General features: G+C 72.9%; 30 protein-coding genes and 1 pseudogene. 23 read left to right on the forward strand and 8 right to left on the reverse strand.

Features of this window, described 5'->3' with window-relative positions; genetic code table 11:
• Positions 1-2 precede the first annotated feature (2 nt).
• From DY240_RS06515 to DY240_RS06545, 7 genes are all read left to right on the forward strand, one after another.
• Positions 3-755 carry an 8-oxoguanine DNA glycosylase OGG fold protein gene (locus DY240_RS06515; protein ID WP_119659138.1) on the forward strand — a complete coding sequence of 251 codons (753 nt, stop codon included), beginning with the start codon at positions 3-5 and terminating at the stop codon, positions 753-755.
• A gap of 57 nt (positions 756-812) precedes the next feature.
• Positions 813-1,580 carry an 8-oxoguanine DNA glycosylase OGG fold protein gene (locus DY240_RS06520; RefSeq protein ID WP_119659139.1) on the forward strand — a complete coding sequence of 256 codons (768 nt, stop codon included), beginning with the start codon at positions 813-815 and terminating at the stop codon, positions 1,578-1,580.
• A gap of 158 nt (positions 1,581-1,738) precedes the next feature.
• Positions 1,739-3,553: a HelD family protein gene (locus tag DY240_RS06525; protein ID WP_158602762.1), complete on the forward strand. Its 1,815-nt coding sequence runs from the start codon at positions 1,739-1,741 to the stop codon at positions 3,551-3,553.
• Positions 3,554-3,783: 230 nt separating this feature from the next.
• Positions 3,784-4,662 (forward strand): helix-turn-helix transcriptional regulator, encoded by an 879-nt coding sequence (locus DY240_RS06530; RefSeq protein WP_158602763.1) that lies wholly within the window; start codon positions 3,784-3,786, stop codon positions 4,660-4,662.
• A 3-nt stretch (positions 4,663-4,665) separates the two neighbouring features.
• A complete protein-coding gene (locus tag DY240_RS06535; protein WP_119659142.1) occupies positions 4,666-5,664 on the forward strand; it encodes a helix-turn-helix transcriptional regulator in 999 nt (332 codons plus the stop codon).
• Between the two features lie 31 nt (positions 5,665-5,695).
• Positions 5,696-6,118: an OsmC family protein gene (locus tag DY240_RS06540; RefSeq protein ID WP_119659143.1), complete on the forward strand. Its 423-nt coding sequence runs from the start codon at positions 5,696-5,698 to the stop codon at positions 6,116-6,118.
• 8 nt (positions 6,119-6,126) lie between these two features.
• Positions 6,127-7,647 (forward strand): SWIM zinc finger family protein, encoded by a 1,521-nt coding sequence (locus DY240_RS06545; RefSeq protein ID WP_119659144.1) that lies wholly within the window; start codon positions 6,127-6,129, stop codon positions 7,645-7,647.
• Positions 7,648-7,662: 15 nt separating this feature from the next.
• Here the strand turns inward: DY240_RS06545 and DY240_RS06550 are convergent, their stop codons facing one another.
• The gene (locus DY240_RS06550) at positions 7,663-7,944 is read right to left on the reverse strand and encodes a DUF2277 domain-containing protein (RefSeq protein ID WP_119659145.1); all 282 of its coding nucleotides are present in this window, start codon (positions 7,942-7,944) and stop codon (positions 7,663-7,665) included.
• 89 nt (positions 7,945-8,033) lie between these two features.
• Between DY240_RS06550 and DY240_RS06555 the strand changes: the two genes are divergently transcribed.
• Positions 8,034-8,405, forward strand: a complete 372-nt coding sequence (locus tag DY240_RS06555) for a VOC family protein (RefSeq protein ID WP_119659172.1) — start codon at positions 8,034-8,036, stop codon at positions 8,403-8,405.
• Positions 8,406-8,419: 14 nt separating this feature from the next.
• On the opposite strand, the gene DY240_RS06560 is transcribed toward DY240_RS06555, so the two are convergent.
• Complete coding sequence (locus tag DY240_RS06560) at positions 8,420-9,604, reverse strand: winged helix DNA-binding domain-containing protein (protein ID WP_199700948.1); 1,185 nt, start codon at positions 9,602-9,604, stop codon at positions 8,420-8,422.
• A gap of 154 nt (positions 9,605-9,758) precedes the next feature.
• Here DY240_RS06560 and DY240_RS31720 point away from each other — a divergent pair, with 154 nt between their 5' ends.
• Positions 9,759-9,929, forward strand: coding sequence for a hypothetical protein (locus DY240_RS31720; RefSeq protein ID WP_158602764.1), 171 nt, complete (start codon positions 9,759-9,761; stop codon positions 9,927-9,929).
• 31 nt (positions 9,930-9,960) lie between these two features.
• The gene (locus DY240_RS06570) at positions 9,961-10,143 is read left to right on the forward strand and encodes a hypothetical protein (protein WP_119659147.1); all 183 of its coding nucleotides are present in this window, start codon (positions 9,961-9,963) and stop codon (positions 10,141-10,143) included.
• Positions 10,144-10,151: 8 nt separating this feature from the next.
• Here DY240_RS06570 and dgoD read toward each other — a convergent pair whose 3' ends face one another.
• The 3 genes from dgoD to DY240_RS06585 are packed head-to-tail and all read right to left on the reverse strand — an operon-like array spanning position 10,152 to position 12,786.
• A complete protein-coding gene (dgoD, locus tag DY240_RS06575) occupies positions 10,152-11,297 on the reverse strand; it encodes a galactonate dehydratase (protein ID WP_119659148.1) in 1,146 nt (381 codons plus the stop codon).
• Positions 11,294-12,004, reverse strand: a complete 711-nt coding sequence (locus tag DY240_RS06580; RefSeq protein WP_119659149.1) for a FadR/GntR family transcriptional regulator — start codon at positions 12,002-12,004, stop codon at positions 11,294-11,296. Before DY240_RS06580 ends, dgoD begins: the two co-directional genes overlap by 4 nt.
• Positions 12,001-12,786 carry an SDR family NAD(P)-dependent oxidoreductase gene (locus DY240_RS06585; protein WP_119659150.1) on the reverse strand — a complete coding sequence of 262 codons (786 nt, stop codon included), beginning with the start codon at positions 12,784-12,786 and terminating at the stop codon, positions 12,001-12,003. The genes DY240_RS06580 and DY240_RS06585 overlap by 4 nt, the downstream gene beginning before the upstream one ends.
• Before the next feature lie 131 nt (positions 12,787-12,917).
• On the opposite strand from DY240_RS06585, the gene DY240_RS06590 reads away from it, so the two are divergent.
• The gene (locus DY240_RS06590) at positions 12,918-13,859 is read left to right on the forward strand and encodes a phosphatase PAP2 family protein (RefSeq protein WP_119659151.1); all 942 of its coding nucleotides are present in this window, start codon (positions 12,918-12,920) and stop codon (positions 13,857-13,859) included.
• Between the two features lie 139 nt (positions 13,860-13,998).
• Positions 13,999-14,223 carry a hypothetical protein gene (locus DY240_RS06595; RefSeq protein ID WP_119659152.1) on the forward strand — a complete coding sequence of 75 codons (225 nt, stop codon included), beginning with the start codon at positions 13,999-14,001 and terminating at the stop codon, positions 14,221-14,223.
• Between the two features lie 75 nt (positions 14,224-14,298).
• Here DY240_RS06595 and DY240_RS06600 read toward each other — a convergent pair whose 3' ends face one another.
• Together DY240_RS06600 and DY240_RS06605 are read right to left on the reverse strand one after the other, a co-directional pair.
• On the reverse strand, positions 14,299-15,222 hold the full coding sequence (locus DY240_RS06600) for an RNA polymerase sigma-70 factor (protein ID WP_233552628.1): 924 nt from the start codon (positions 15,220-15,222) through the stop codon (positions 14,299-14,301).
• The gene (locus DY240_RS06605) at positions 15,219-15,770 is read right to left on the reverse strand and encodes a carboxymuconolactone decarboxylase family protein (RefSeq protein ID WP_119659174.1); all 552 of its coding nucleotides are present in this window, start codon (positions 15,768-15,770) and stop codon (positions 15,219-15,221) included. Before DY240_RS06605 ends, DY240_RS06600 begins: the two co-directional genes overlap by 4 nt.
• Before the next feature lie 59 nt (positions 15,771-15,829).
• Here DY240_RS06605 and DY240_RS06610 point away from each other — a divergent pair, with 59 nt between their 5' ends.
• From DY240_RS06610 to DY240_RS34015, 8 genes and pseudogenes are all read left to right on the forward strand, one after another.
• Positions 15,830-16,339, forward strand: a complete 510-nt coding sequence (locus DY240_RS06610) for a DUF1990 family protein (protein WP_119659154.1) — start codon at positions 15,830-15,832, stop codon at positions 16,337-16,339.
• Positions 16,340-16,455: 116 nt separating this feature from the next.
• Positions 16,456-17,016 carry a Uma2 family endonuclease gene (locus DY240_RS06615; protein WP_119659155.1) on the forward strand — a complete coding sequence of 187 codons (561 nt, stop codon included), beginning with the start codon at positions 16,456-16,458 and terminating at the stop codon, positions 17,014-17,016.
• A 373-nt stretch (positions 17,017-17,389) separates the two neighbouring features.
• The gene (locus DY240_RS06620; protein WP_119659156.1) at positions 17,390-18,046 is read left to right on the forward strand and encodes an acVLRF1 family peptidyl-tRNA hydrolase; all 657 of its coding nucleotides are present in this window, start codon (positions 17,390-17,392) and stop codon (positions 18,044-18,046) included.
• A 115-nt stretch (positions 18,047-18,161) separates the two neighbouring features.
• Positions 18,162-18,785, forward strand: coding sequence for a superoxide dismutase (locus tag DY240_RS06625; protein ID WP_119659157.1), 624 nt, complete (start codon positions 18,162-18,164; stop codon positions 18,783-18,785).
• 276 nt (positions 18,786-19,061) lie between these two features.
• The gene (locus DY240_RS06630) at positions 19,062-19,505 is read left to right on the forward strand and encodes a carboxymuconolactone decarboxylase family protein (protein WP_119659158.1); all 444 of its coding nucleotides are present in this window, start codon (positions 19,062-19,064) and stop codon (positions 19,503-19,505) included.
• Positions 19,502-20,368: an RNA polymerase sigma factor SigJ gene (gene sigJ, locus DY240_RS06635; RefSeq protein WP_199700949.1), complete on the forward strand. Its 867-nt coding sequence runs from the start codon at positions 19,502-19,504 to the stop codon at positions 20,366-20,368. Before DY240_RS06630 ends, sigJ begins: the two co-directional genes overlap by 4 nt.
• Positions 20,365-21,243 carry a proline dehydrogenase family protein gene (locus tag DY240_RS06640; protein ID WP_119659160.1) on the forward strand — a complete coding sequence of 293 codons (879 nt, stop codon included), beginning with the start codon at positions 20,365-20,367 and terminating at the stop codon, positions 21,241-21,243. The genes sigJ and DY240_RS06640 overlap by 4 nt, the downstream gene beginning before the upstream one ends.
• A gap of 148 nt (positions 21,244-21,391) precedes the next feature.
• Positions 21,392-21,762 (forward strand): annotated as a pseudogene (locus tag DY240_RS34015) (DUF899 family protein); the annotation flags it as partial.
• Positions 21,763-21,770: 8 nt separating this feature from the next.
• Here DY240_RS34015 and DY240_RS06650 read toward each other — a convergent pair.
• Positions 21,771-22,079 carry a hypothetical protein gene (locus DY240_RS06650; protein ID WP_119659161.1) on the reverse strand — a complete coding sequence of 103 codons (309 nt, stop codon included), beginning with the start codon at positions 22,077-22,079 and terminating at the stop codon, positions 21,771-21,773.
• A gap of 150 nt (positions 22,080-22,229) precedes the next feature.
• Here DY240_RS06650 and DY240_RS06655 point away from each other — a divergent pair, with 150 nt between their 5' ends.
• From DY240_RS06655 to DY240_RS06665, 3 genes are all read left to right on the forward strand, one after another.
• Positions 22,230-24,710, forward strand: coding sequence for a phosphoketolase family protein (locus DY240_RS06655; protein ID WP_119659162.1), 2,481 nt, complete (start codon positions 22,230-22,232; stop codon positions 24,708-24,710).
• A gap of 49 nt (positions 24,711-24,759) precedes the next feature.
• On the forward strand, positions 24,760-25,902 hold the full coding sequence (locus DY240_RS06660; RefSeq protein WP_119659163.1) for a winged helix DNA-binding domain-containing protein: 1,143 nt from the start codon (positions 24,760-24,762) through the stop codon (positions 25,900-25,902).
• Between the two features lie 95 nt (positions 25,903-25,997).
• Positions 25,998-26,684 (forward strand): YceI family protein, encoded by a 687-nt coding sequence (locus tag DY240_RS06665; RefSeq protein WP_119659164.1) that lies wholly within the window; start codon positions 25,998-26,000, stop codon positions 26,682-26,684.
• Positions 26,685-26,804 lie beyond the last annotated feature (120 nt).

Genomic DNA, 26,804 nt, shown 5'->3' on the forward strand with positions numbered 1-26,804 from the left:
CCATGAGCACGTCGCCGCCGCCGGTGCTGCGCGATCTGCTGGACCGCTATGCCGACGTGCGCGAACAGCCCGTACGCCTCCGGCCGAGCACTTGGCAGAACGCGCTCATCCGCGTGCCCGAGTCGCTCGGGGTCACCGCGCTGCTGACCAGCCGCAGCTTCACCATTGCCGTCCCGGGGTCGAAGACGCACGACCGCATGGTCGGCCGCGACGGCGTCCGCGCGGCCTGCGCCGCCATGAACGTCGACGACACGAAGGAGGTGCTGCGGACGTTCGTCCTGGCCATGGCGTGGGCCTCCGGGCTGACCGGCGGCCGCTACCAGGCCAACACCGCGAAGGCGATCCTCGACCCGGCCCGGGCGTTCCGGGTGCTCAGCGACGCCGCCAAGGCGCTGCGCCACGCGGGGTCCATGCGCGACGGCGCGTTGGAAGAGGTGCATCGCTGGTGGTCCCTCCCCGGCGTCGGGCAGTCCTACGCCAGCAAGTGGTGGGCGCTCGCCGGCCGCACCGAGGGCCGCGACTGGCAGCCGCTGGTCCTGGACGACCGCGTCTACGCCACGCTCAACGACACGCTGCGCATCGGCGGGACGGCGCGCCTGGCCGGCTCACGACGACGCGCCGACCGCTACCGTGCCTACGTCGAGACCGTCCACCGCTGGGCGGTCGAGCTGCAGCTGGCCGGCCACGACGTCGACGCCGAGCGCATCGAGTTCGTGCTCTTCCACCACAACGGAGGCGCACCACCCGGTCGATGAATCCCCCAACAGGCGTAATGTCCGAATCGAGGACATCAGTGGCCCACGGGGGACGCCATGGTGCGCACGATCAGCGGCACGGGGCTGCCGGCCGCGTTGCCGGCGCTCGTCGACAAGTACCGCGACGTCCAGCCGCGGCCGGTCCGGTTCCGGCCGCCGAACTGGACGGCGGTGCTCTACCGCGTGCAGCCGCAGCTCGACGTCACGGCGCTGTTGCGCAGCCGGCTGTACACGGCGCCGCTGGCCGGCTCCAAGGCGAAGGATCGGACGGTGACCTTCGCCAGCGTCCGTTCGGCGTGCCGGGCGATGGATGTCGGCAACCAACGCGAGGTGCTGCAGGCGTTCGTGCTCACGATGGCCTGGGCGTCGGCCGGCGCCGTCAACCCGACGCTGCGAGCCACGGCCGGCGCGCTCGCCGATCCCGATCGCGCCCACCGCGTCCTCGGCGACTCCGTGCGACGCCTCCGCGCGGCCGAGGCACTGCACGACGGGGCTCTGGAGGCCAACCATCGCGCGTGGTCGCTGCGCGGCGCCGGCCAGTCGCCGGCCAGCTGCTGGTGGGCCGCCGCCGGCTACGTCCCCGGACGCAACTGGCAGCCGCTCGTGCTCGACGAGCGGGTCTACGCGACCCTCAACCGCACGCTCCAGATCGGTGGCACCGCCCGGCTGGCCAGCTCCCGCAGCCGGGCCGCGCGCTACCGTGCCTATGTCGACGCGGTGCACCGGTGGGCCGTCGAGCTGCGGCTGGAGGGCCGCGACGTCGACGCCGAGCGCATCGTGTTCGTGCTCGGGCTGCACGACGGCGGGTCGACTCCGCCGGGGTGACGAGGTCACTGGAAGGCGCCTTTCCGGTCGTTCGCCTGACCGGCGCGGGGATCTGCGCAATCATGGTCAAATACCGCAACGGCGCGGGAGGTTCCGCGGGGTAGGTCGCCAGCTGTCGACGTCGAACCCGGCACACCGTGGGGATGGAAGGGACAGACGTGACGACACACCCTGCTCTCGACGACGAGCAGCAGCAGCTCGACCGCTCGTTCGCCCTCCTGGGTGACGGCGCGCCGGACCTGCCGCCGCTGTTCGGCCGCATCGACGACGCCGGCGGCTCGCGCTACGTGGGTCGCACCGACGTCCGCGACGAGTCCGGCGACGCCGTCGTCGTCGCCTGGCACGCCCCCGAGGCCGGCGCGTTCTACCAGGCCTGCGCCACCGAGCCCGCCGGCGTCATGCTCAAGCGGGTCGTCACCGTCAGCGGACGCCAGGTCATCGCGGTGCACGACGAGATCGCCGACGGCGCCGCCGGCGACGTCAGCTCCGCGCGCGACCAGCGCCCGGTCGTCGGCAAGGTCGTCGTCGCGGCGCTCGAGCAGTTCCGCACCGGCGCGCTCGCCGACGCCACCGCCACGCTGCGGCCCGAGCAGTACGACGCCATCCGCCGGCCCGCGCGCGGCGTCCTCGTCATCCAGGGCGGCCCGGGCACCGGCAAGACGATCACCGCACTGCACCGTGCCGCCTGGCTGGCCGCCAACGACGACGCCGTGCGGGCCGGCGGCCTGCTGGTCGTGGCTCCCACGCCGACGCTGCGCAATTATGTCGCCGACGTGCTGCCGCGACTCGGCGCCGAGGCCGTCACCACCGACATCGGCGCGCTGTACGACGGCCCCGCAACGGTGCGCGGCCGCGACACCCGGCCCGAGGCGGCCCGCGTCAAGGGCTCGGCCGTCATGGCCATGGTGCTGCGCCGGCTGGTCGAGGCGACCGACGGACCGGCCACGCCCGAGGACCTGCTCCGCGGCCTGTACGCCGACCCGGCGCTGCTGGAGCGGCTGGCCGACGACCTCCTCAAGGCCGGCCAGCGCGACGTGCTCTACCGCGAGCCGGCCCCGTCCGCCGCCGACGAGCCGTGGACCGTCGACGACCTCGTGCTGCTCGACGAGCTCGCGCATCTGCTGGGCCGCGCGACGCCGCGTTTCGGTCACGCCGTGGTCGACGAGGCGCAGAACCTCTCGCCGATGCAGGCCCGCGCCATCGCCCGTCGCTGCCGCGACGTCACGCTGGCCGGCGACCTCGAGTGCTCGACCGGGCCGGGCAAGCACGACGAGTGGAGCGAGCTGACCGGCTACTTCGGGTCCGAGTGGGGCGAGGCCACGCTGAGCCTCGGCTACCGCGTGCCGCGGCCCGTCGTCGAGCTGTCGCGACGGCAGCTGCCCGACGGCGGCCCGCTGGAGCTCGCGCGGTCGCTGCGCGACGGACTCGGCCTGCCGCTGGTCCGCCGGGTCGACCCGGGCGACGAGGCAGCGGTGGCGCTGTCCGCCGGCGAGGCGGCGGCGGGGACGGGCTTCAAGGTCGGTGTGGTGGTCGCGCCGGCGCGGTACGACGAGACGCTGCGGTACTGCCAGTCGGCCGGCGTCAAGGTCGGCGACGGCCGCGACGGCGACCTCGCCCAGCCGGTCACGCTGCTCCCCGCCGATCTGGCCAACGGCCTGGAGTTCGACGCGATCGCGCTGGTCGAGCCGGCCGAGATCGGCGACGGGACGGAGCTGGGCCGCCGGCTGCTCTACGTCGCGATGACGCGGTGCACGCAGTCGCTGGCGATCTTCCACTCCGCGCCGTTGCCGGCCGGCATGGAGCACCTGGAGCGGCCCGCGTCGCCGCAGGAGCCCGAGGTCGAGCACCGTCCGCGCCCGGCTCGCTCCGAGGACCTCTACGACTTGTTCAAGCTCCTCCGCGACGACGACCGCATGCTCGTCGAGGTCCTGATCCGCCGGCTGCTGCGCGACTCCCTCGAACGCGAGGACTGACACAACGCGTCGATGAGTTCACCTACTGAAACCATCCACACCTAGTGCCTAACGTATTCCAAGCGTTCTAGGGGTATTAGCCACAATCTAGTGGCGCTCAATTCTCCCCAAATGAGAAATGACCAACTAGTCTGGCCTTTCTCATGACACGGGCATAGCATGATCGTCCGATGTTGCTGTGGAGGGGCGCCATGGCTGGTGGACGGGACCAACTCGGTCCTTTGGAACGGGTGACTCGGGTGCTGGTCGCGCTGGCCGCGGCCGAGCCGAAGGGCATCCCGACGCCGCGACTGCTGAAGATCGCGGCCTTCGGCGGGGGAGAAGACCATCACGTACGGCAGTTGAAACGGCTGATCGAGGATCTCAACGGCGCCGGGTGGGACATCCGCAATACCGCCCCGCCCGGCCAGACGGCGGTCTATCGCGCGTTCGCGGGTGACAATCGGCTGCGGCTGACCCTGACGCCGGAACAGCAGACCGAGTTGGCCCGTGCCGCGCTGATCGCCGGCGACGCCGCGTTCGCCACCCGCGCCGGCATCGAGGGCACCGACGCCGCCTCGATCCCGGAACTGCGCACCGCGCCGCCGGCCGAGCGCGACGACGACGCGCTGGACAAGGTGCTCTACGCGCTCGAGCGGCACTGCCGGCTCCGGTTCGTCTACAAGCGGCGCCAGCGGGTCGTGCACCCCCACTTCGTCTATCCCGGCACGTCCGGGTGGCATCTGGTCGGCCACGAGGACGGCGGCGAGAAGGACAAGCAGTTCGTCACCGACCGCATGTCCGACGTCCGGGTCGACCTCCCGCGCACCGCCGACCCTCGGCACGAGCCGTACCGCGACGAGCTCGACCCGCTCACCTGGACCGTCGACGAGCCGGTGGACGTCACGGTCGAGACGACGCCGGCGCACCGCTACCAGGTCGAGACGCTGCTGGGCACGCCGTCGTACCACGAGATCGACGACGACGCCGTCCGGCTGACCATCCGGGTGACCCATCGGGCGGCCTTCCGCAGCCGCGTGTACGAGCTCGGGCCGCGCGTCCGCGTTCTTGCTCCCGACACCATCCGCCGCGAGCTCCGGCAGGAGCTGGAATCCCTTCTTCTGGACTGACCCATGAGCGTTTCCTCGCCCGTGTTCGTCCGCCGCTTCGAGCGGGTGACACACGCGCTTCGCATCCTGACCATGCATCCCGACGGTGTCCCGCTCCGCCGGCTCGCGGCCGAGCTCGACGTCGACGAGCCGACCCTGCGTGAAGAGCTCGTCGCGTTCTACTGCGCCGACAGCGCCGCGTTCGACCCCGGGCCGCTGCGGCAGGTGCGCATCGAGTTCCTCGGCGCCGGCGGTGAGACCGACGACGTCGACCCGGCCGTCGCCGAGGTGGTGCGCGCCTCGACCGGCCACCCGGCCGCCGAGATCGGCGTGCGGCACGCGTCGCCGGCCGAGCTCGCCCACATCTACAGCGCCGGTCAGGCGCTGCTGTCCCTGGAGCCGGAGAACGACGTGCTCGACCGCGCGCTCCGAGCGCTCGGCGAGACGATGCTGACGGGCGTCCGTCCGGTCGACGACCACTGGAAGGCGGAGCTGGCCGGCCTCCTCGTCGACGCGATCCGGCGGCGGCGGTGGGTGCGGGTCGAGTACACCCCGGTGTGGCGCGACGACAGTACGGAGCACCGCATCGCGCCGTACCGGCTGCTGCGTACGCGGCGCGGCTGGGAGGTCGACGCCGGCATGTCGGCCGACGCCCGGGTGGTCGGCCGCTTCCTGCTCACCGGCATCCGCGAGGCGACAGTGCTGGACGAGACGTTCGAGCGGCCGCCGGAGGTCGACGACCGACTGGCCGGCCACCACGACGAACAGCAGGTCGAGCTGGTGGTGCCGCAGGACGCGCGCTGGGCGGTGGACCGGTTCGCCGAGAGCTCCGAACTCCTCGACGAGGACGAGGAGTCGGTGAAGGTGCGGGTCCGGCTGCGGGCGCCGGTCGAGCGGCGGCTGGGCATCCTCCTGCTGACGGCCGGGCCGCTGGCGTTCGTCACCGACCCGCCCGCGCTGGCCGACGCCGGACGCGCGCTGGCCCGCGAGCTCCTGGACCATCACGGCGCGACCGCCCGCTGATCGCCTGACACCGCATGCCAGGCTTACCGGCATGGCTGAGAACGCACGACGCACGGTGTCCCTGCGACGAGTCGGCGAGCGCCGCTACGTCGCGACCAATGTCCGCGGCGGCGAACTGACCTTCGGTCAGGGCGACGACGGCGACTTCACCCCGGTGGAGCTGCTGCTCACGGCCATCGCCGGATGCTCGGCCATCGACATCGACCTCATCACGTCGCGCCGCGCGGAGCCCGAGACGTTCGAGATGGTGACCACCGCGAACAAGATCCGCGACGAGCGGGGCAACCGGCTCGAGGACATCGAGGTGTCCATCCGCATCCGGTTCCCCGACGGCGAGGGCGGCGACGCCGCGCGGGAGGTGCTGCCCGACGCCGTCAAGAAGTCGCACGACCGCCTGTGCACCGTGAGCCGGACCGTCGAGATCGGCACCCCGATCGCGATGGACGTGGACTGACGGCGGTCATGGCCTGGCTCGACCGCCTACACGACCTGGCCGACGCCCGGACCGTCGACCGCGGCCGGGCCTACGCCGACCGCGGCCAGGTGGTCGAGCTCAACGACGACGGTGGCCGGCTGAGCGCGGTAGTCCGCGGCACCGACGACTACCGGGTCGAGCTCGTCGCCGGCTCCGGCAGCTGGTCCTGCGACTGCCCGGTCGGCGCGACCGGTGCGTTCTGCAAACACTGCGTGGCCGTCGCCATCGCGGCGTCGGGAACCGGCGGCGAGAGGCAGCCGGTCGCGCTCGACCGCTTCGACGCCCCACCCGCGGACGACCCCGCCGTGCTCGCCGACGAGGTCGCGCGGGTCTTCACGCCGCGCCGGCGCCTCTACGACTACACCCAGGCCAATGCGTACGCCGACGAGGCGGAGGCGACGGTCCGGCGCATCGAGCAGTGGTGCCGCGGAGCGCCTTCGGCCGGGCTGCTGACGGTCGTGCAGTCCGCGATCGACCACGCCATCCGCGCGATCCTGCGCAGCGACGACTCCTCCGGCGCCCAGAGCATGCAGATCGCGCGTCTCCTCGACGCGCACCGGATCGCCGCCGCGCAGCTCGTTCTGGACCGCAAGGCGGCGACGACACTGGTCAGGTGGCTGTTCCGGGTCATGTTCGACGGCCGGCAGGACGCCTTCCGGGTCGATATCGACCACTACGCCGACGCCGTCGGGCCGGCCGGGATCGAGCTGTACCGGCGGCTGCTGGACGACGCCGGCGACGCAGCGCCCGCCTCGGCGCTGCGCCACGCGCGGGGCCGGCTGGCGATCCTGAGCCGGGACCCGGACGAGATCGTCGCGCAGTTCGGCGCCGATCCTTCCCACCCCATCCACGCGGCGCACCTCGTCGGCGCACTGGACGAGGCCGGATACGCGGATCTGGCCATCGAGTACGCCCGGCGGGGCGTCGCCGCCCACCCGGCCTCGCCGTTCGTCGGGCCGCTGGTGGAGCGTCTGGTGGAGGACGCCCAGCGCCGCGGTGCGCTGGACGAGGTGGCTCGCCTGCGCGGCGACGACTTCCACCACCGCCCGTCGACGACCACCTACGCCGCGTTCGAGCGGGCGGCGATCGAGGCGGGGACGTGGGCGGCCGAGCGACGCCGGGCGGACCCGGTACTGGCCGCGGCCGACCCGCGAGGCTGGGTGTCGGCGCTGCTGCGCCAGGGCGACTCGGCCGCGGCGTGGGCGGCGGCGGAGACGATGCCCGAGCGGATCGATCTCGATCTCGACCTGTGGCGGCGGCTGTTCCGGGCGCGAAGGCGCATCGACCCGGCGTCGACCTTGCCGCACTACCGCCGGCTCGTGGAGGCCACGGTGGTCATCGCGGATCGCCGGAACTATCAGGTGGCCACCCGGCTGCTGCGCAGCATGCGCGACGCCGCGGCCAAGGCGAACCGCTCGGCCGAGTTCGACACGTATCTCGACGACCTCCGCCGGCGCTACCACCGGCGCCGGGCACTCGACGAGGAGTTGCGCCGCGGCGGGCTGTGAGCGGCCGCGGGGAGATCAGCGCGGCGCGCCGGCCGCGATGCGGGCCTCGTACCGTGCCCGTGCCTTGGCGGCCTCGACCTCGCGGTCGCGCGGCGGGGCGTCGGTGATCAGCGCGTCGATGAGATGCCGCGTGGAGTGCGCGATCTCCTCGACGGCGCGGTCGAACGCCTCGCGGTTGGCCTGCGACGGGCTGCGGGTGCCGGCGATCTTGCGCACGTACTGCAGCGCGGCGTCGTGCACCTCGTCGTGCGTGGCGGGCGGGGCGAGGTTGTTGAGGGGCTTGATGTTGCGGCACATGTCCCCGAGCCTAGGCGCAGCGCCCGGCCGGACGCACGCCCTCGGTCACGGATTGCCGCGCTCGGCCGACGCCTCGTAGGGTGCCGATCATGGCCAGTCGCGTCTCCGAGATCGTGATCAAATGCCACGATCCGCAACGGCTCGCGGCGTTCTGGTGCGAGGTGCTGGGCTTCGTCGTGCTCGACACCGAGGACGGCGCGGTCGAGATCGGACCACAGGAGGGATTCGGCGGCGTGCAGCCGACCCTGTTCTTCAGCCGCACCAGCGAGCCCGAGCCGGTGGGGTTGCGGCTGCACTTCGACGTCAACCCCACCGACCGCGACCAGGACGCCGAACTCGAACGCCTCCTGACGCTCGGAGCGCGCCCCGCCGACATCGGCCAGACCGGCGAGGAGTCCTGGCACGTCCTGGCCGACCCCGAAGGCAACGTGTTCTGCCTCCTGCGAAGCCGCCTGGACTGAGCGGACGCGGCCGGTCAGGCGGCCAGCTCGCGTTCCAGGGGCGTGCGGAAGCTCGGGATGATCGACGCACCGCCCAGCCGCGGCTCCAGATCAGCGGCCGCCCGTTCGACCGCGGCGGCCGCCTCGGCGCCGGCGTCCTCGAGCAGCCGCCACCGGATGGCGCCGTCGCGCATGCCCCAGCCGCCGACCACCCGCCCGCCCCACCACACCGTCGGGCCGATGTTGCCGTTGCGGTCGAACAGCGCGTCGCGGTGCGGACCGAGGAACCAGTCGCGCCGCTGCCAGCCCATGGGCGTCGGGTCGAGGGCCGGCAGCAGCGTGGCCACCGGCGCGGCGCCGGGCTCGGGCTCGGTGTCGTCGGCCAGGACGATGCCGGGTTCTCCGCCGAGGTCGACCTCGACGGTGTCCAACCCCGCGAGCACCGTGCGCGTGACGCCGAGCGTCCACCCCGTCCACCACTGCAGGTCGGCGACCGTGGCCGGCCCGAACACCCGCAGCCAGCGCCGGGCCAGCTCGGCCCGCGCCTCGGCCACCGGCAGGTCGGGCAGGCCGTCGGGCCACAGCCCGCGCACCGACGCCCACCGGTGCTGCCGCGACAGCCACGTCCCGGCCGGCCGGCCGCGCACGATGCGGCCGTCGGCGCCCATGAGCGTGAGTACGCGGCTGGTGATGTTCTGCTTGACGTCCCACTTCTTGTCGGTGGTGGGCAGGACGGCGGTGCGCAGCCGCGGCTCGGCCTTGGCCAGCTCGGTGGCCAGCGCCTCGCCGCGCTCGTCGAGCGCCTTCTCGGTGCTCGCCTCGACATCGGCCAGCCAGGCCGCGACGTCGCCGTCGAGCGGCGGGTCGGTGGGCAGCGTGCTGAGGTGCTGGACCAGCTGACGGCGCAGGCGGTCGGCGATGGCGAGCCCCGCGGCGCTGTGCACGACCGGCACGAAGTCGGTGGGCGTGACGAACATGGTGCGCCGCATGGCGACCAGCTTGACCACCGAGCGGTCGTCGTAGAGCGCGGCCGACACGTCGTCGAGCGTCGCACCGGGCACCCGGACCAGCGCCGACACGTACACCGTCGCGGGATCGGTGGCGTGGAGCACGATCATGCCGTCGACCGCGGCGGCGACCGACCCGGCCGGCGTCTCGCCGGCGAGGTGGTGGCGGCGCAGCAGCCGGAGCCGGCGCTGTTCGGCGCTGATGGTGAGCACGGTTCGATCCTGGCACGGCGGTCCGACAACGTCGGCATGTCCAGGATTCGCTGGACCACGACTCGGGAACGATCTTCGCGAATCGGTTGACAGTGCCTCTAAGGTATGGATCTGGAACGATTCTTCTCAGTCCGTGGACTTCTCGGGGGGCTCCGTGAGTCAGCACAAGGCAACGGAAGAGCGGCGCTACCGCATCGAGCTGGCGGTCGTCGTCCTCATCGGCCTCGTCATCGCCGTCGGCGCCGTCATCGCGATCCTCAGTCTGAGCGGGCCTGGTGACGACCTGCAGCAGGAGTTCGGCGGTCTGCCCGCCGCGGTCGAGTAGCGCTTCCCCGAGGCCGGTAGCGTCCTCCGCGATGGCATCGGCGGACGATCGACGGCTGGGCGCGGTCCTCGTCGCGGTCCACGCGCTCCCGGCCGCGGTGGTGGTCCTGCTGGCCTCGTTCGCCATCGGATGGCTGGCCGGCGCGCCGCTCACCATCCACCGCGGGCGGCGAGGACGGCGACGGCGATCCGCCGGACTCCTGAGCGCGGGGTGACGCCGCCGTCACCACTCCGCGAAGCCGCCGTCGGCGTGCCGCCAGACCGGCGCGCGCCAGCGGTGCCCGACCTCGTCGGCGCGGCGGACGGCGGCCTCGTCGACCGCGATGCCGAGTCCCGGCGCCATCGGCCGCTCCACGTGGCCGTCGACGTACCGGAAGACCGCGGGATCGACGAGGTAGTCGAGGAGGTCGTTGCCGATGTTGTAGTGGATGCCGAGGCTCTGCTCCTGGATGAGGAAGTTCGGCGTCGCGAACGCCACCTGCAGGCTGGCGGCGAGCGCGATCGGGCCGAGCGGGCAGTGCGGCGCCAGCGTCGCACCGCTGACCTCGGCCTGGGCGGCGATGCGGCGGACCTCGGAGATGCCGCCGGCGTGCGAGATGTCCGGCTGCACGACGCTGACGCCCGCGGCCAGCGGCTCGACGAACTCGCGCCGGCCGAACAGCCGCTCGCCGGTCGCAATGGGGACCGAACTGCACGCCACCACGGACGCCAGCTGGGCGCCGAGCTCGGGCAGCACCGGCTCCTCGACGAACAGCGGGTGCAGCGGTGCCATCAGCGGGAGCAGCCGCCGTGCGTTGGCCGGTGAGACGCGTCCGTGGAAGTCGACCGCGACGTCGCGGTGCGGGCCGAGCACCTCACGGGCCGCGGCCAGCCGCCGCAGCACGTCGTCGGTCTCGGCGACGGTGGCGATCGGGCCGAGCGCCGCCGACCCGTTCATCTTCACCGCGGTGAAGCCTTCGGCCACCTTCGCGGCGATGCTGTCGGCGACCTCGGCCGGCTCGTCGCCGCCCACCCAGGTGTACATGCGGACGCGGTCGCGCACCGGGCCGCCGAGCAGGGCGTGCACCGGCGCGCCGTACGCCTGGCCGGCGATGTCCCACAGCGCCTGGTCCAGCCCGGCGACGGCGCTGGAGAGCACCGGCCCGCCGCGGTAGAACGTCGACTTCGTCATGACCTGCCAGTGGTCCTCGATCCGCAGCGGATCCTGGCCGACGAGGTGGTCGGCCAGCTCGTGGACGGCCGTGCGGACGGTGTCGGCCCGGCCCTCGACGACCGGCTCGCCCCAGCCGACGATCCCCTCGTCGGTGGCGACACGGCAGAACAGCCAGCGCGGCGGGACCTGGAACGTCTCGATCGCGGTGATCTTCACTCGGACTCCTTCCCGGACGTGATCGCCCGGACGTCGCGGTCGGCCTGGGCCAGCAGGTCGCGAACGGCACGCTCGGCGCCGTCGGCGTCCCCGCGCGTGACGGCGTCGAGGACGGCGCGGTGCGCGGGCGTGCTGTCCGCCTGCCGGTCGCCGCCGTGGACCAGCAGGTCGCGGGCGCGCAGCCCCGTCGCGATGACCTGCTCCAGCTGCCGCAGCAGCGCGTTGTGCCCGGCCGCCAGCAGGGCCCGGTGGAACGCCAGGTCGGCCTCGACGACGGCGTCCACCGAGGCGTCCGGGTCGGCCATGCGCTCCACCGCGACGCGCAGCGCGGAGAGGTCGGCGTCGGTGCGCCGGGCCGCCGCCAGCCGCGCGCCGGCCGGCTCGACGATGTCGCGCACCTCTGCGAGGTCGGCCAGGAACGCGTCGTCGGCCCGGTTCTGCGCCTGCCAGCGCAGCACGTCGGCGTCGAGCAGCGCCCACTCCTCGCGCGGGCGGACCAGGGTGCCGCGCTTCGGCCGGGCGTCGACCATGCCCTTGGCGGCGAGGACCCGCAGCGCCTCGCGGACGACGGTGCGGCTGACGCCCAGCTCCTCCTCGAGCTTCACCGAGTCGAGGGCGGCGCCCGGCGCGACGTCGCCGCGGACGATCAGCTCGCCGAGGTGGGCGACCACGGCGCCGTGGATGCCGCGGAACGGCGACGCGCTCACGCGGAGTCCGCCGTGACGCTCCAGCCGCCGTCGACGACCAGGCTGGCCCCCGTGATGTAGGACGCGTCGTCGGAGCCGAGGAACGCCACCGCGGCCGCCACCTCGTCGGGCCGGCCGAACCGTGCCAGCGTGGTGGCCCGGATGCTCCGCTCGCGGTCGGGCTCGCTGACGTCGTCCCAGGCCGGTGACATGATCGGCCCCGGGACGACGCTGTTGACCCGCAGCCGCGGCCCGTAGTCGGCGGCCAGCTGGCGGCCGAGCGAGAGCAGCGCGCCCTTCGTGGCCGCGTACGCCGGCCGGCCGGGGAGCCCGCGCATCGCGTGCACCGACGACGTCAGGACGATCGACCCGCGGCTGCCCACCAGCAGGCCGGCCAGCGCGCGCACGGCGAGGAACGACGCGGTGAGGTTGACGTCGAGCTGGCGGTGCCAGTCGGCGACGGCCAGCCGGTCGGCGGGCTCGATCACCGCGATGGCGGCGTTCGAGTGCAGCAGGTCCAGCCGCCCGGGGCCGTCCTCCAGCCGCCGGGCGATCCGCGCCCAGCCGTCCTCGTCGGCGACGTCGAGCGGCACGCTCTCCGCGCCGCCGCCGAACCCCGCGGCGGCCGCGGCCCCCTCGGCCGCCGTGCCCAGCGCCGCCTCGTCGACATCGGCGAGCAGGACGTGCGCGCCCTCGGCGGCCAGCCGCTCGGCCGTGGCGGCGCCGATGCCGGAGCCGGCGCCCGTGACCAGCGCGACCCGGCCGCGGTAGCGGGGCGCGACGACAGTGTGCGACTCACTCACGCACGGCAACCTAGCATTCAGTCATCTTGTATGACTATATGGCCGCACAGCTGACTACCCTCCAAGTGGGTGGGCGTGGGCCGGCGAGTCGGCCGGGCGGGATTCACCGCGAGTCTGACTACCCTCGGAGCATGCGCCCCTACTCGCCCCGGCCCGGAGGTGTCGTCCTCGGCCTGCTGATGTTCGTGGCCGGCGCCCTGGGCACGTGGGCGAGCTGGCGGTGGTTCGTCGACACAGCCGTCGGGCAGCGCATCGACCAGGTCGCGTTCCGCGGCTCCGGGATCGGCCGGTCCACGTTGTGGTCCGGCGCGGAGCGGGTGCTCGACGTCGTCTCGGTCCCGTTCGTCGTGGTGGTGCTCGGCACTGTGGCGCTCATCGCGCTGCTGCGCCGGCGATGGCTGCTGGCCTTGCAGGTCATCGTGCTGGTCGGCGGTGCCAACCTCACCACGCAGGTGCTCAAGCACGCCGTGCTCGACCGGCCGCGGCTGGCCGACGACACCGGGCCGCTGGGCAACTCGCTGCCCAGCGGGCACACGACGGTCGCGGCCAGCGTCGCGGCCGCGCTGCTGCTCGTGGTGCCGCGACGGACCCGGCCGGCGGTCGCGATCGTCGGCGCCGGCTACACCGCCGTCACCGGCGTCTCGACCATGGTCGGCGGCTGGCACCGGCCGTCCGACGTCGTCGCGGCGGTCACCGTCGTGCTGGCGTGGGCCGGGCTGACGACGATGCTCACCGCGCTCAGCAGCCCGGAGCGCATGCCCTCCCCGCCCATCGGCAACGCCCCGACGGCGGTGGTCACCGGCCTGTTCCTCGCGGCGGCCGGCGTCGCCGGCGCCATGGCCGCGTCGGCGCTGCTGCGCACGCGCGACGTGCTGAACACCGCCGGGTCGGTCACCGAACGGCCGGACCTGGCGACGGCGTACGTGGGCGCGGCGCTCGGCGTGGTGGCCGTCACGGCGTTGTCATTCGCCGCGATCCTCGTCGCGCATCAGGTCGCCAGCCGCCCGCTACAGGCCGCTCGTCAGGCCTCCGCCCGGTCGGTCTCGACGCGGGTGTCCGACGCCGTGTCGTAGCGGTTCGCTGCTGTCACGCCAGCGTGCCGCAGGACGGGGAACAGGTGTTCAACGCTGCCCGCCGAACTGATGGTCAAGAGTTGACATAGTCTTCCAAAGAGGGCTACACAACGGCTGTCCAGAGCGGCAGACTGACGCAATGACCTCTCGTACACCGGCCGCGAGGCCTGTTCTTCCTTCGAGTCCGTTCCGCCCCATCGCACCGCCCCCCGTCGAGAAGTTCTCCGTCGATGACCTGCTCACACACGACCGCCACGGTCTTGGCCGCGTTGTCAGCGTGCCCGGCGACCACGAGGTACACGTCGATTTCGGCACCGCGGTACGCCGCATCGCCCTGCCGAACCCGAAGGTGACCCGGCTCTGAGCCGTCGCCATTCTGAAATAGCCGCAAAACACCACCGAAACGTTCCGGCATCCGGCCGTCCGGCATCGGGTTGTGTCAATATCCGCCATGCCGGCCGGCCGGGCGGGACGCGCATCCAGCCACGCGGTTCACACCGCTGAGGCGCTCGGGGTTGTGGAACGACAGTAGTCGCCGCACCCGCCCGTTCGCCGACTGGATGATCGCGGCCACCTCCACGCGGTCGCCCACCCAGCCCAGGAACCCGGGCTCGCCGTTGAGCTCGACGGCTTCGAAGCGGAAACCGTCCAGCTCGCCGCGGGCACGGATGCCGAGGATGAACCGCGCCACGCGGTCCGCGCCCAGCACCGGCCGCAGCGCCGCCCGCGCCTTGCCGCCGCCGTCGTTCGTCATGACGACGTCCGGCGCCAGCACCTCCAGCAGCGCGGTGAGGTCGCCCTCGAAGCAGGCGCGCAGGAACCGCTCGGTGACCGCGCGTCGCTGCTCCGGGTCGGTGTCGAAGCGCGGCCGCCGCGCCTGGACGTGCTCGCGCGCGCGGTGCGCGACCTGTCGCACCGAGGCCTCGCTGCGGTCCAGCGCCGTCGCGATCTCCGCGTAGGCGAACCCGAACACCTCGCGCAGCACGAACACCGCCCGCTCGATCGGCGTGAGGGTCTCCAGGACCACGAGCATCGCCATCGACACGTCCTCGGCCAGTTCCACGCCACCGGCGGCGTCCGGCCCGGTCACCAGCGGCTCCGGAAGCCACGGCCCGACGTACGTCTCGCGCCGGTTCCGCAGCGTGCGCAGCCGGTTCAGCGCCAGCCGGGTCGCGATGCGGACGAGGAACGCCTTCGGTTCGACGACGTCGGAGCGGTCGGCGGCGGACCACCGCAGCCAGGTGTCCTGCACGACGTCCTCGGCGTCGGCGACGCTGCCGAGCATCTCGTAGGCGACGGTGAACAGCAGCCCGCGGTGCCGCTGGAACGGGTCGGCGGTCATGTCATCAGTCGGTCGGCTCATGCGGCCGGCACCTCGCAGCGGTCCTTGAACCCCTGGCCGGTCAGCCCGAGCGCGGCGTTGCTGCGGTTGCGCAGGTTCTCCAGCGCCACGGTCGCCGTCAGCTCGACGAGCTCGGCCTCGCTCAGGTCCGCCCGCAGCTCCGCCACCATCTCGTCGGTCACCTCCGGCGGCGTGGCGGTCATGGCCTCGGCGTAGGCCATCACCCGGCGTTCCAGCGCAGTGTAGAGGTCGCTGTCGCGCCAGTGCGTCACCGCGCGCAGCTTCGCCGGCTCGACGCCGGCATGGTGGCTCTCCCAGTAGCCGAAGTCCATGCACCACGCGCAGCCCGTACGGGCGGACGTCGCGAGGATCGCGAGCGCCTTGAGGTCGCGGTCGAGCACCCGCCACTTCGCCGCGCCTGCCTCGAGCAGGCTCAACGTCCGCATGACGCGCGGCTGATGGGCGGTGGCGGCGATCGGGTCGAGCATGACGCCGTAACGGCGGCGCAGGACGAATCGGACCAGGCGGTAGCCGAGGGTCGGCTTCGGTGCGAGCGAGATGCGTGCCATGCCCACCAGACACCCACCGGCGCGCGGATGTGACATGGCGTTGTGGCAGAGTCGCCGTGATGTCCTTCACCTATCCCGAGGTCGGCGCCACCCGCGACGGCGGGCCGCTCCCTGCGGGCTACCACCACGTCCGCGTCCGCGAGCGCGTCGGCCACGGCCGGGCCGCCTTCGCCGCCGTCGTCGAGGGTGTCGTGACGTTCGACCTGCACCGCTCCATCGGACTGCGGGTCGTGACGTCGCAGCCGCGGGCCGCGGTGGGCGTCCGGGTGACCAGCACGCTGGCCGGCGTGCTCCGGATCCCCTGCGAGGTGGTCTGGGTGCTGGACGAGGACCGCCGCGGCGGGTACGCGTACGGGACGCTGCCGGGCCACCCGGAGCGCGGCGAGGAGTCCTTCGTCATCGAGCTGGACGAGAACGACGACGTCTGGTTCACGGTGACGGCGTTCAGCCGGGCGGCCGCCTGGTACGCCCGCCTCGGCGGGCCGCTCACCCGCGCCGCTCAGGCGGTCGCCACCCGCCGCTATGTGACGGCCGCCCGCCGGTTGGCCGAGCGCGCGTCACAGGGCTGACCAGCAGCGACGAAACGGGCAACCGGTGGGCGGTTAGCCCGGACGTTAGCCCTACCCGTTTCCGGGTGGTCGCGACGCCATCCTGCGAGTGACATCCGAGCCCCGAGGAGGGCACCATGACAACCATGCAGGAGCTGCGCCGTGCGACTGATCCCTGGACCGTCGACGACCTCGGCCAGTTCCCCGAGAGCGACGGCAATCGATACGAGCTCGTCGACGGGATGCTCATCGTGAGCCCCGCGCCGCGCTGGTCGCACCAGCGGGTCAGCCGCAAACTGTTGTACGTCCTCGAGGACGCCTGCCCGGCAGACCTGGAGTTGTTCTACGCACCGGTCGACTGGCAGCCCGACGACCACAACTCCCTCGAGCCGGATCTGCTGGTCGTCGCCAAGAAGGACCTTGTCGACGAGCGGGCCATCCACCGCCCGCTGCGGCTGGCGGTCGAGATCCTGTCGCCGAGCAGCCGGCTGTACGACACCAAGGTCAAGTTCGCGAAGTACGCCGAGGGCGGCGTCGCCTCCTACTGGATCGTCGACCCCGACGGCGGGCCGTCGATCGTCGCCTACGACCTCGTCGACGGCGACTATGTGGAGGTGGCCCAGGGCAGCGGCGACGACGAGATCCGGCTCGAGCGGCCCTACCCGGTAACGGTCACCCCGTCGGCGCTGCCCGGCTGACCCCCCGCACGGCGAGATGATCAGTGGGTGAACGTGACCTGGACCTCGACGATCAGTCCGGTATGGTGTAGGAATCGAAGTGAGACCGTGCCGGTCACCGGCGCTGTCTCGCCCTTCCGGCGGTCGACCACCGGACCGAAGGGTCCAGCGAAGATGCCGGGCTGACGCCCGGGGTCCCAGACCAGTTCACATCACGGGTCCATTCGACGAATGCCGTGGAGTTCCGGGCACCGGCGGGGGTCAGGCAACAAGCCGCCGAGCCTTTCGGACCCCATGGCAGCGTTCGGGTACCGGTTGCGGCCCCGGCTCGCTGCGGAGGCCGGGGTCGCAACCTCCGCTCCGCCGCCGCCCTCCACAGGGCATCCTCGTGGGCATGCCCGATCGCGTGCTCACCGTCCCGCCGGAACGGCTGGCGGCCTGGCTGGCCGGCTTCACCCAGCGGCACGGCGCCACCACCCACCGCGCCGGCCCTGACGCCGTCGTCGTCGAGGCCGCGGACGGAGCGGTGGCCAGCTGCGCCGTCCCGTTCCCGCCGCTGCTGCCCGAGGACGCGGAGCCGTACGGCGGCCTGCTCGTGCATGCGGCCCGCGAGCGCCGGGTCGGCGTGTTGCTGGTCCGCCGCGGCGGCTACGCCGCCGGCGTCTTCCACGGCGCCACACTGGTGGCGTCGAAGGTGGGCTCACGGCACGTACAGGGCCGGACGGCCGCGGGCGGGCAGTCGCAGCAGCGGTTCGCCCGGCGGCGCGAGAAGCAGGCCCGCGAGGCGTTCGAGGCGGCCGCCGACGTCGCGGCGCGCATCATCCTCCCGCACGCGGCCGAGCTGGACGCCGTCGTCACCGGAGGCGATCGCGCCGCCGTCGACCACGTGCTCGCCGACCGCCGGCTGACGGCGCTGGCCGCGCTCCGCGACCGCTCCGCCGGCCTGCCGCACCTGGCCGTGCCGGACCCCAAGCAGTCCGTCCTCGAGGCGGCGCCGGCCGCATACCGGGCGATCCGGATCTCCCTCTCCGAGCCGGACGTCACCGCGTGATCAGGCCGACATCACAGAGTCCGGGCCGTCGGTGGTCGCGCCCGGTGGTCAGGCGTAGGTTAGCCAGTGACAGGTCCCGGGCCTGACGAGTGTCGTCGAGAGGAAGCTCAGAAGCATGGCTGTCTATTCTCTGCCGGATCTCCCCTACGACTACGGTGCGCTCGAGCCGCACATCGCCGGTCAGATCATGGAGCTCCACCACTCCAAGCACCACCAGACGTACGTCACCGGCACGAACACCGCTCTCGAGCAGCTGGAGGAGGCGCGTGCCACCAACAAGCTCGACACGGTGAACCAGCTGCAGAAGAACCTGGCCTTCAACCTCGCCGGCCACGTCAACCACACCGTCTTCTGGAACAACCTCTCGCCCGAGGGCGGCGACAGGCCCGACGGTGAGCTGGGCGCGGCGGTCGACGAGTTCTTCGGCTCTTTCGACGGCTTCCGCGCGCACTACACGGCGGCGGCGCTGGGCATCCAGGGCTCGGGCTGGTCCATCCTGGCGTGGGAGAGCATCGGCCAGCGGCTGGTCATCGAGCAGCTCTACGACCACCAGGGCAACCTCGCCGCCGGCACCGTCCCGCTGCTCATGCTCGACATGTGGGAACACGCGTTCTACCTGCAGTACAAGAACGTCAAGCCCGACTACGTGGCGGCGTTCTGGAACATCGTCAACTGGCCGGACGTCGCCGCACGGTTCGAGGCGGCCCGGTCGAAGACTTCGGGGCTCATCACGCCCTGACCCGTTCTGCGAGGGGGCGCCGGCAACCGGCCGGCGCCCCCTGACCGACCGGAGGCCCGCGTGTTCAAACCGCCGCCGCAGCCCAGCCGGCGCGGCACCAGCGTGAGGATCGCCGTCCTCGCGCTGTGCCTCGGCTATGCGGCGGTGCTCGCGGGTCTCCTGCTGGGTTTCTGAGCCCGCCGCTGTGCGCGGCCTCACACCCCATGTCGTCACGCCGCCCCGGTCCCGCCCCGTCGTCTCGGTGACACGAACCATCCGCACCGAGAGGAAACGACGATGACGCAACGGCTGAACGTCCCCGCAGTGGCGCCCGAGGGTTACCGCGCGGTGGCCGGCCTGGCCGAGTACATCAAGGCCAACGTCGACCGGACGCTCATGCACCTGATCGAGTTGCGCGCCTCGATCATCAACGGCTGCTCCTTCTGCGTCGACATGCACAGCCGCGACGCCCTGGCCGCCGGCGAGGACGCCCGGCGGCTGTTCGCCGTCGGCGCCTGGGAGGACGCGCCGTTCTTCGACGAGCGCGAGCGCGCGGCCCTGGCGCTCACCGATGCGGCCACCCGGCTGGCGCCCGGCGGCGTGCCCGACGACGTCTGGGACCTGGCCGCGAAGCACTTCACCGAGAAGGAACTGGCCGATCTGCTGCTGACCATCGGCACCATCAACGTATGGAACCGCATCACCGTACCGACCAAGACCGAGCCGCCGGCGACGGTGTGATCGACGCTGCCGCCGCCGACGTCCAGCAGCACCGGCCGATGCTGCTCGGGCTGGCGTACCGGATGCTCGGCTCCACCGGCGACGCCGAGGACGTCGTGCAGGACGCCTACCTGCGCTGGCGCGACGTCGACCGGTCCGCCGTCCGCGAGCCGCGCCGCTACCTGTCCCGGACGGTGACGCGGCTCGCGCTGGACCGGCTGCGGGAGCGGACGGCACGCGAGCGCTACGTGGGGCCGTGGCTGCCGGAACCGGTGGCCACGGCCGACTGGCCGTTCGACCCGCTGGAGACCGTCGAGCAGCGCGACTCGGTGTCGGCGGCCACCCTGTATCTGATGGAGCGGCTGGACCCGCTGGAGCGCGCCGTGTTCGTCCTCCGCAGCGCGTTCGACCTGCCGTACGCGGAGATCGCCGGCATCGTCGGCCGCACCGAGGAGCACTGCCGGCAGCTGTACCGGCGCGCCGCCGCGCGGCTGGCCGACGGCCGAGCCCGGTTCGCGCCGAGCCGCCGGGAGCACGCCGTCCTGCTGGAACGGTTCCTCGTCGCCGCTCGCGAGGGCGACCTCGCGACGTTGCGCTCACTGCTGCACGACGACGTCGTCGCCTGGTCCGACGGCGGCGGCCGGGCCCGGGCGGCCCGCAACCCGGTGCTCGGCGCCGACCGCGTCGCCCGGTTCTTCGCCGGCATCTACTCGCGGCGCCGCCCGGCGTACGAGCTGGTGGAGCTCAACGGCGCACCGGGCGCCGTCATCAGCCTGCCCGACCGGCAGGCGCTGACGTTCAGCGTCGCGGACGGGCGCATCAGCGCCCTGTTCCTGATCGCCAATCCCGACAAGCTGGGCGGGCTGTTACCGTCGGCGACGTGATCGCATCGCTCGCCCGGCGGGCGCTCTACGCGCTGGCCACCAGCCCCGAGGTCGAGTCGCTGGCCCGGGCCGTCCCGCCGGTCCAGGACCTCGCCTACTCGGCCGCGCGCCGCTACGTCGCCGGCACGACGCTCGACGAGGCGCTCGAGACGGTCCGCCGGCTCACCGGCGCCGGCCTGGCGGTCAGCCTCGACCTGTTCGGCGAGGGCGCCGCCGACGAGGACGCGCTGGCCGCGACGGTGCGCGGCTACCGCGAGGCGGCGGCCGCACTGGCCGGCATCGACGGCGACGTGTACCTCGAGATCGTGCCGTCGCACCTGGGCCTGGACCTCGGCCCGGACGTCTGCCGCCGGCACGTGGAGCAGCTGGTCGAAGTCCTGCCGGCCGGATCGCGGCTGGAGATCAGCGCCGAGGAGAGCCACCGCACGCCGCGCATCATGGACCTCACGGTGGCATTGGCCGAGGCCGGCGCGCCGGTGTTGGCGACCGTGCAGGCGAACCTGCGGCGCAGTCCCGCCGACGTCGACCGGCTGCTCGCCGCCGGGGTGCCCATCCGGCTGGTCAAGGGCGCCTACCTGGAGTCCGGCGACGACGCGTACGCGTGGGGCGAGCCGACCGGGATCGCGTTCGTTCGGCTGGCCCATCGGGTGCACGCGGGCGGCAGCGCGCCGGTCCTGGCCACGCACGACCGCGTGCTGCTCGAGGCGCTGCTCGAGGCCCTGCCCGGCGCCGGCGTCGAGATGCTGCTGGGCGTCCGCGAGGACGACGCCCGCGAGCTGGCCGCGCGCGGCGTCCCCGTGCGGATCTACGCGCCGTACGGCGACAGCTGGTTCCGCTACTGGATGCGGCGGCTGGCCGAGTCCCAGGGCGCATGACGCCCACCGTCTCAGCGCCCCGCCGCGATGAGTTCCGGACGCGTCGCGAGTCTGTTCCCGTGACCGGCACGAGACACCACGGAGGACGCATGACGACCGCGCCGCGAGACCCGGCCACCAAACTGCCCGGCCGCCCGCCCGCCGGCTGCCGATGGTGGGGCAATGCGAGGGCTGCACGTACGCGGCCTGGCATCTGAAGGACGCCGTCTACCTCAACGCCCGCGGCGTGTCGTTCGCCGTCCTGACCACGGGCCGGTGGGACGAGGTGGCCCCCTTCGTCGAGTTCATGGGCTACGCCCAGCCCTGGTGCTCGGTGCGCGACGTGGCGGCGCCGGCATCGCCGGCTTCGGGCCCGACGCGATCGCCGAGTTCACCCGTGAGCTGCACGCCTGCTGGTACTGGCGCTCGGACGTGGACGGGAACGCGACCTGGGGCCCGACCAGCCGCCCCGTACCGCAGTGGACCCGCCCCGGCGCGACCCCCGCGCAGACGCTCGGCCGGCGCGCCCACGACCACTGAGAGTGCCGTCAGACCGGCTGGAGGGTGCGGGTCTCGAACAGCCGGTCGGCCGCGGCTTCGCCGTCGCGCACGAACGCCACCAGGTAGGCGCGCAGCTCACGGGTGAACTCGGCGATCGCGTCGGGCCCGAAGCCGGCGATGCCGGCGAGCGCGACGACGTCGGCCGTCTCGGCGTCGACGATCGCCTCGGTCATCCGGTCGGGGTCCTGCCCGCAGGCGATCGTCAGGCTGTGGATGGTCTCGCCGCGGTCGAGGGCCGCTTCCAGGGCCGCCGGCGTGACGCCGAGGATGTCCGCTGCCGTGGGGATCGCGTACATGGCCGCCTCCAGTGAGGTCGTCGTCGATGCTGCGATCCTCTCCGTCCTTCCTGAGAACATCCGGAGACGGTCCTGAGAAACGTGTATGAGTCCAGGGCCCCCGGGTACATGCTGGTCCTTGACGAGCAGACCCCATCGAAGGAGCGGCGAATGCTCGACGAGGCCAGCACCCGGACCATCGACGACGCCCTGCTCACGCGCATCGACGCGTGGTGGCGGGCGGCCAACTACCTCTCCGTCGGGCAGATCTACCTGCTGGACAACCCGCTGCTGAGAGAGCCGCTGCGGGCCGAGCACGTCAAGCCGCGCCTGCTCGGCCACTGGGGCACCTCGCCCGGCCAGAACTTCCTGTACGCGCACCTCAACCGCGCGATCGTCGAGCGCGACCTCGACATGATCTACCTCTCCGGCCCCGGCCACGGCGGTCCCTCGCTGGTGTCGGCGGCCTGGCTCGACGGCACCTACAGCGAGGTCTACTCCAACGTCGGCGAGGACGAGGCCGGGCTGCGCGAGCTGTTCCGTCAGTTCTCCTTCCCCGGCGGCATCCCGAGCCATGTCGCGCCGGAGACGCCCGGCTCGATCCACGAGGGCGGCGAGCTGGGCTACGTGCTCTCGCACGCCTACGGCGCCGCCTTCGACAACCCCGGGCTGACGGTGGCGGCCTGCATCGGCGACGGCGAGGCCGAGACCGGCCCGCTGGCGACGGCCTGGCACAGCAACAAGTTCCTGAACCCGGCGACGGACGGCGCCGTCCTGCCGATCCTGCACCTCAACGGCTACAAGATCGCCAACCCGACGGTGCTGGCCCGCATCCCGCGCGGCGAGCTGGAGGCCCTGCTGACCGGCTACGGCTACACGCCGTACTGGTTCGAGGGCGGCTTCGACGACGAGGACCACCTGTCCGTGCACCGCCGGTTCGCCACGCTGCTGGACCAGGTGCTCGACCACATCGCCACCATCCAGCGCGACGCCCGTGACGGCAGCCTCGGCGAGCGGGCGGCATGGCCGGCCATCGTGTTCAAGACGCCGAAGGGCTGGACGGGGCCGCACGAGGTCGACGGCCACCTCGTCGAGAACACCTACCGGGCGCATCAGGTGCCGATGAGCGCGGTGCGCGGCAACGAGGAGTACACCCGGCTCCTGGAGCAGTGGATGCGCTCCTACCGCCCCGAGGAGCTGTTCGACGACGACGGCCGGCTCCGCGCCGAGCTGCGTGAGCTGTCGCCGTCGGGACCTCGGCGGATGAGCGCGAACCCGCACGCCAACGGCGGCCTGCTCACCCGCGACCTGCGGCTGCCCGACTTCCGCGACCACGCCGTCGACGTGCCGGTGCCGGGCGGCGCCATCGCCGAGCCCACGCGCGTGCTCGGCGAGTGGCTGGCCGGCGTCGTCACGGCGAACCCGTCGAACTTCCTCATCATGGGGCCGGACGAGACGGCGTCGAACCGGCTCTCCGCCGCGGTCGACGCGGGCGGCAAGCGCTGGCTGGGCGAGACGCTGGAGACGGACGACTCGCTGTCGCCCACCGGCCGGGTCCTCGAGATGCTGTCCGAGCACCAGTGCCAGGGCTGGCTCGAGGGCTACCTGCTGACCGGGCGGCACGGGCTGTTCAGCTGCTACGAGGCGTTCATCCACATCATCGACGCGATGTTCAACCAGCACGCCAAGTGGTTGAAAGTGACCCGCGAGATCCCGTGGCGGGCGCCGATCCCGTCGCTGAACTACCTGCTGTCGTCGCACGTGTGGCGGCAGGACCACAACGGCTTCTCGCACCAGGACCCGGGCTTCATCGACCACGTGGTGAACAAGAAGGCCGACGTCATCCGGGTCTATCTGCCGCCGGACACCAACACGCTGCTCTCGACGTACGACCACTGCCTGCGCAGCCGCGACTACGTCAACGTCGTCGTCGCGGGCAAGCAGCCGGGGCCGCAGTGGCTCACCATGGACGAGGCGATCGCCCACTGCACCCGCGGCATCGGCGTCTGGGAGTGGGCCAGCACCGACGGCGGCGAGGGCGAGCCCGACGTCGTCATGGCCTGCGCCGGAGACGTGCCCACCATCGAGACGCTGGCCGCCGTCGACATCATGCGCCAGCACCTGCCGGAGCTGCGGGTCCGCGTCGTCAACGTCGTCGACCTCATGCGGCTGCAGGATGAGCGCGAGCATCCGCACGGGCTGAGCAGCCGCGAGTTCGACACCCTGTTCACCCGCGACAAGCCGGTCGTGTTCGCCTACCACGGCTACCCGTGGCTGATCCACCGGCTGACCTACCGGCGCACCAACCACGACAACATCCACGTCCGCGGCTACAAGGAGGAGGGCACCACCACGACGCCGTTCGACATGGTGATGCTCAACGACCTCGACCGGTACCACCTGGTCATGGACGTCATCGACCGCGTGCCGGGGCTGGGCAGCGAGCGCGCCGTCCTGCGGCAGCGGATGGCCGACGCGCGGCTGCGGGCCCGGCAGTACACCCGCGAGCACGGCACCGACATCCCCGAGGTGGCCGAGTGGGCCTGGCCCGACGCGCGCGCCCGCGGGCTGCCGGGCGCGGCCGGCGAGGACACCGCGGCGGACTTCGAGCCGACGCCGGGTCCGGTGCAGGGCGAGCGCACCGAGGGCTGACGCGGCTCGGGGCGCCCGGGCTGTCGGTGCCGCGCGGCACAATGCGGTCATGGCGTTGACGGTCCGGGCGCTCAACCGCGCCACCCTGGCCCGGCAGCTGCTGCTGGAACGCGTGTCGCTCGACGTCACCGATGCGGTCCGGCGGCTGGTCGCGCTGCAGGCGCAGCACCCCGCGTCGCCGTACCTCGCGCTGTGGAACCGGCTCGAGGGGTTCGACCCCGCCGAGCTCGACGCCGCGTTCGCCGGCCGCACCCTGGTCAAGGCGACGCTCATGCGGGTCACCCTGCACGTTGTGCACGCCGGCGACTACCCCACCTTCCAGCAGGCCATGCAGCCGACGTTGCGGGGTGCCCGGCTCAACGACCCCCGGTTCCGGGTCGCCGGCCTGAGCCACGCCGACGCCGAGGCCGCCATCCCCGGCCTGCTGGAGTTCCTCGCCACGCCCCGCGGAGGGCCGGAGAGCGAGGCGTGGCTCACCGAGCGCCACGGCGCGCCGATGAAGGGCCTGTGGTGGGCGCTGCGGCAGTTCGGGCCGGGAGTGCTGCACGCGCCCACCGGGCCGCCGTGGTCGTTCGGCACCCGCCCGGCCTACGTCGCCGCCGCCGACCCGCCCGCCGTCGCCGACGCCGAGACGTCCGCCGCCGCCACCGCCGACCTGTTCCGGCGTTACGTCGCCGGCTTCGGGCCGGTCTCGATGCCCGACTTCGCGCAGTTCGGCCTGCTGGTCCGCCCGCAGGCCCGGGCCGCCGTCGAGGCCGTCGCCGGCGAGCTGGCCCGGTTCGAGGGGCCGGACGGCACGGTGCTCTACGACCTGCCCGGCGCGCCGCGGCCGGACGAGGACGTCCCGGCGCCGCCGCGGCTGCTGCCCATGTGGGACAGCGTGCTGCTGGTGCACGCCGACCGCGGGCGCGTCATCCCGCCCGAGTACCGCAAGCTGGTCACGCGCACCAACGGCGACACCCTCCCCACACTGCTGGTCGACGGCTTCGTCGCGGGCGTGTGGCGGCCGGTCGACGGTGGCATCGAGGCCACGGCGTTCCGTACGCTCTCCGGCGCCGAGTGGGACGGGTTGGCGAAGGAGGCCGCGGCGCTGTCGGCGCTGCTCGCCGACCGCGACCCGGCGGTGTACCGCCGCTACGACCGCTGGTGGGCCGGTCTGCCCGCGGCCGAGGTGCGGGTGCTGCCCGGCTGAGCGATGTGACGGGCGCGACTCGCGGAACCACCATCCCGGCCGCCGAGTTCCTCGTACAACTAGCAGGTACACCCACTTGCCTGGAGGTCGTCCCGATGTCCGTGCTCACCCGCCGCCGCGTGGTCATCGGCGTCGGCGCCCTGGCCGCTCTCGTGCTGGCCGTCATCGGCGGCACGTATCTCTACATCAACGTGATCAGCGACGACGCTCCCGCGCCGCTGGCGCTCGAGACGTCCCCGCCGCCCGCGTCCGGCGGCGACACCGACCTCGACGGAACGTGGACGGTAGCCGGCGGGTCCGAGGCCGGCTACCGCGTCGACGAGGTGCTCAACGGCCAGGACAACACCGTCGTCGGGCGCACCAGCGACGTCACCGGGCAGGTCACCGTAGCCGATGGCGAGGCGACCGAGGGCGAGATCACCGTCGACATGACGACCATCACCACCGACAGCGGGAGCCGCGACGGCCAGTTCCGCGGCCCGATCATGCAGACCGACGAGTTCCCCACCTCGACGTTCACGCTGACGTCGCCGGTGCCGCTGGACGGCCTCGACGACGGCGGCCCGATCAGCGTGACCGCGACCGGCGACCTCACCGTCCGCGACGTCACGCACTCGATCGAGGTCGACCTCGACGTGCAGCGCTCCGGCGACGGCGTCCAGGTGGCCGGCTCGGGCGAGATCCAGTTCGCCGACTTCGACGTCGACCCACCGAACCTCGGCTTCGTACGGGTCGAGGGCCACGGAACGGTCGAGTTCCTGCTGACCCTCGCCCGAAGCTGACGAGGCGGCGCCGCCCGCACCGCGCGCAGCGGTCCGGACGGCGCCGTCGTCGGTCCGGGTGCCGGATCAGCGCGGCGGGGCCGGCGGCTCGGTCTCCGGCGAACCGCCCTCGGCCGGCGG

Source organism: Jiangella rhizosphaerae, assembly GCF_003579925.1.
Taxonomy (GTDB): domain Bacteria; phylum Actinomycetota; class Actinomycetes; order Jiangellales; family Jiangellaceae; genus Jiangella; species Jiangella rhizosphaerae.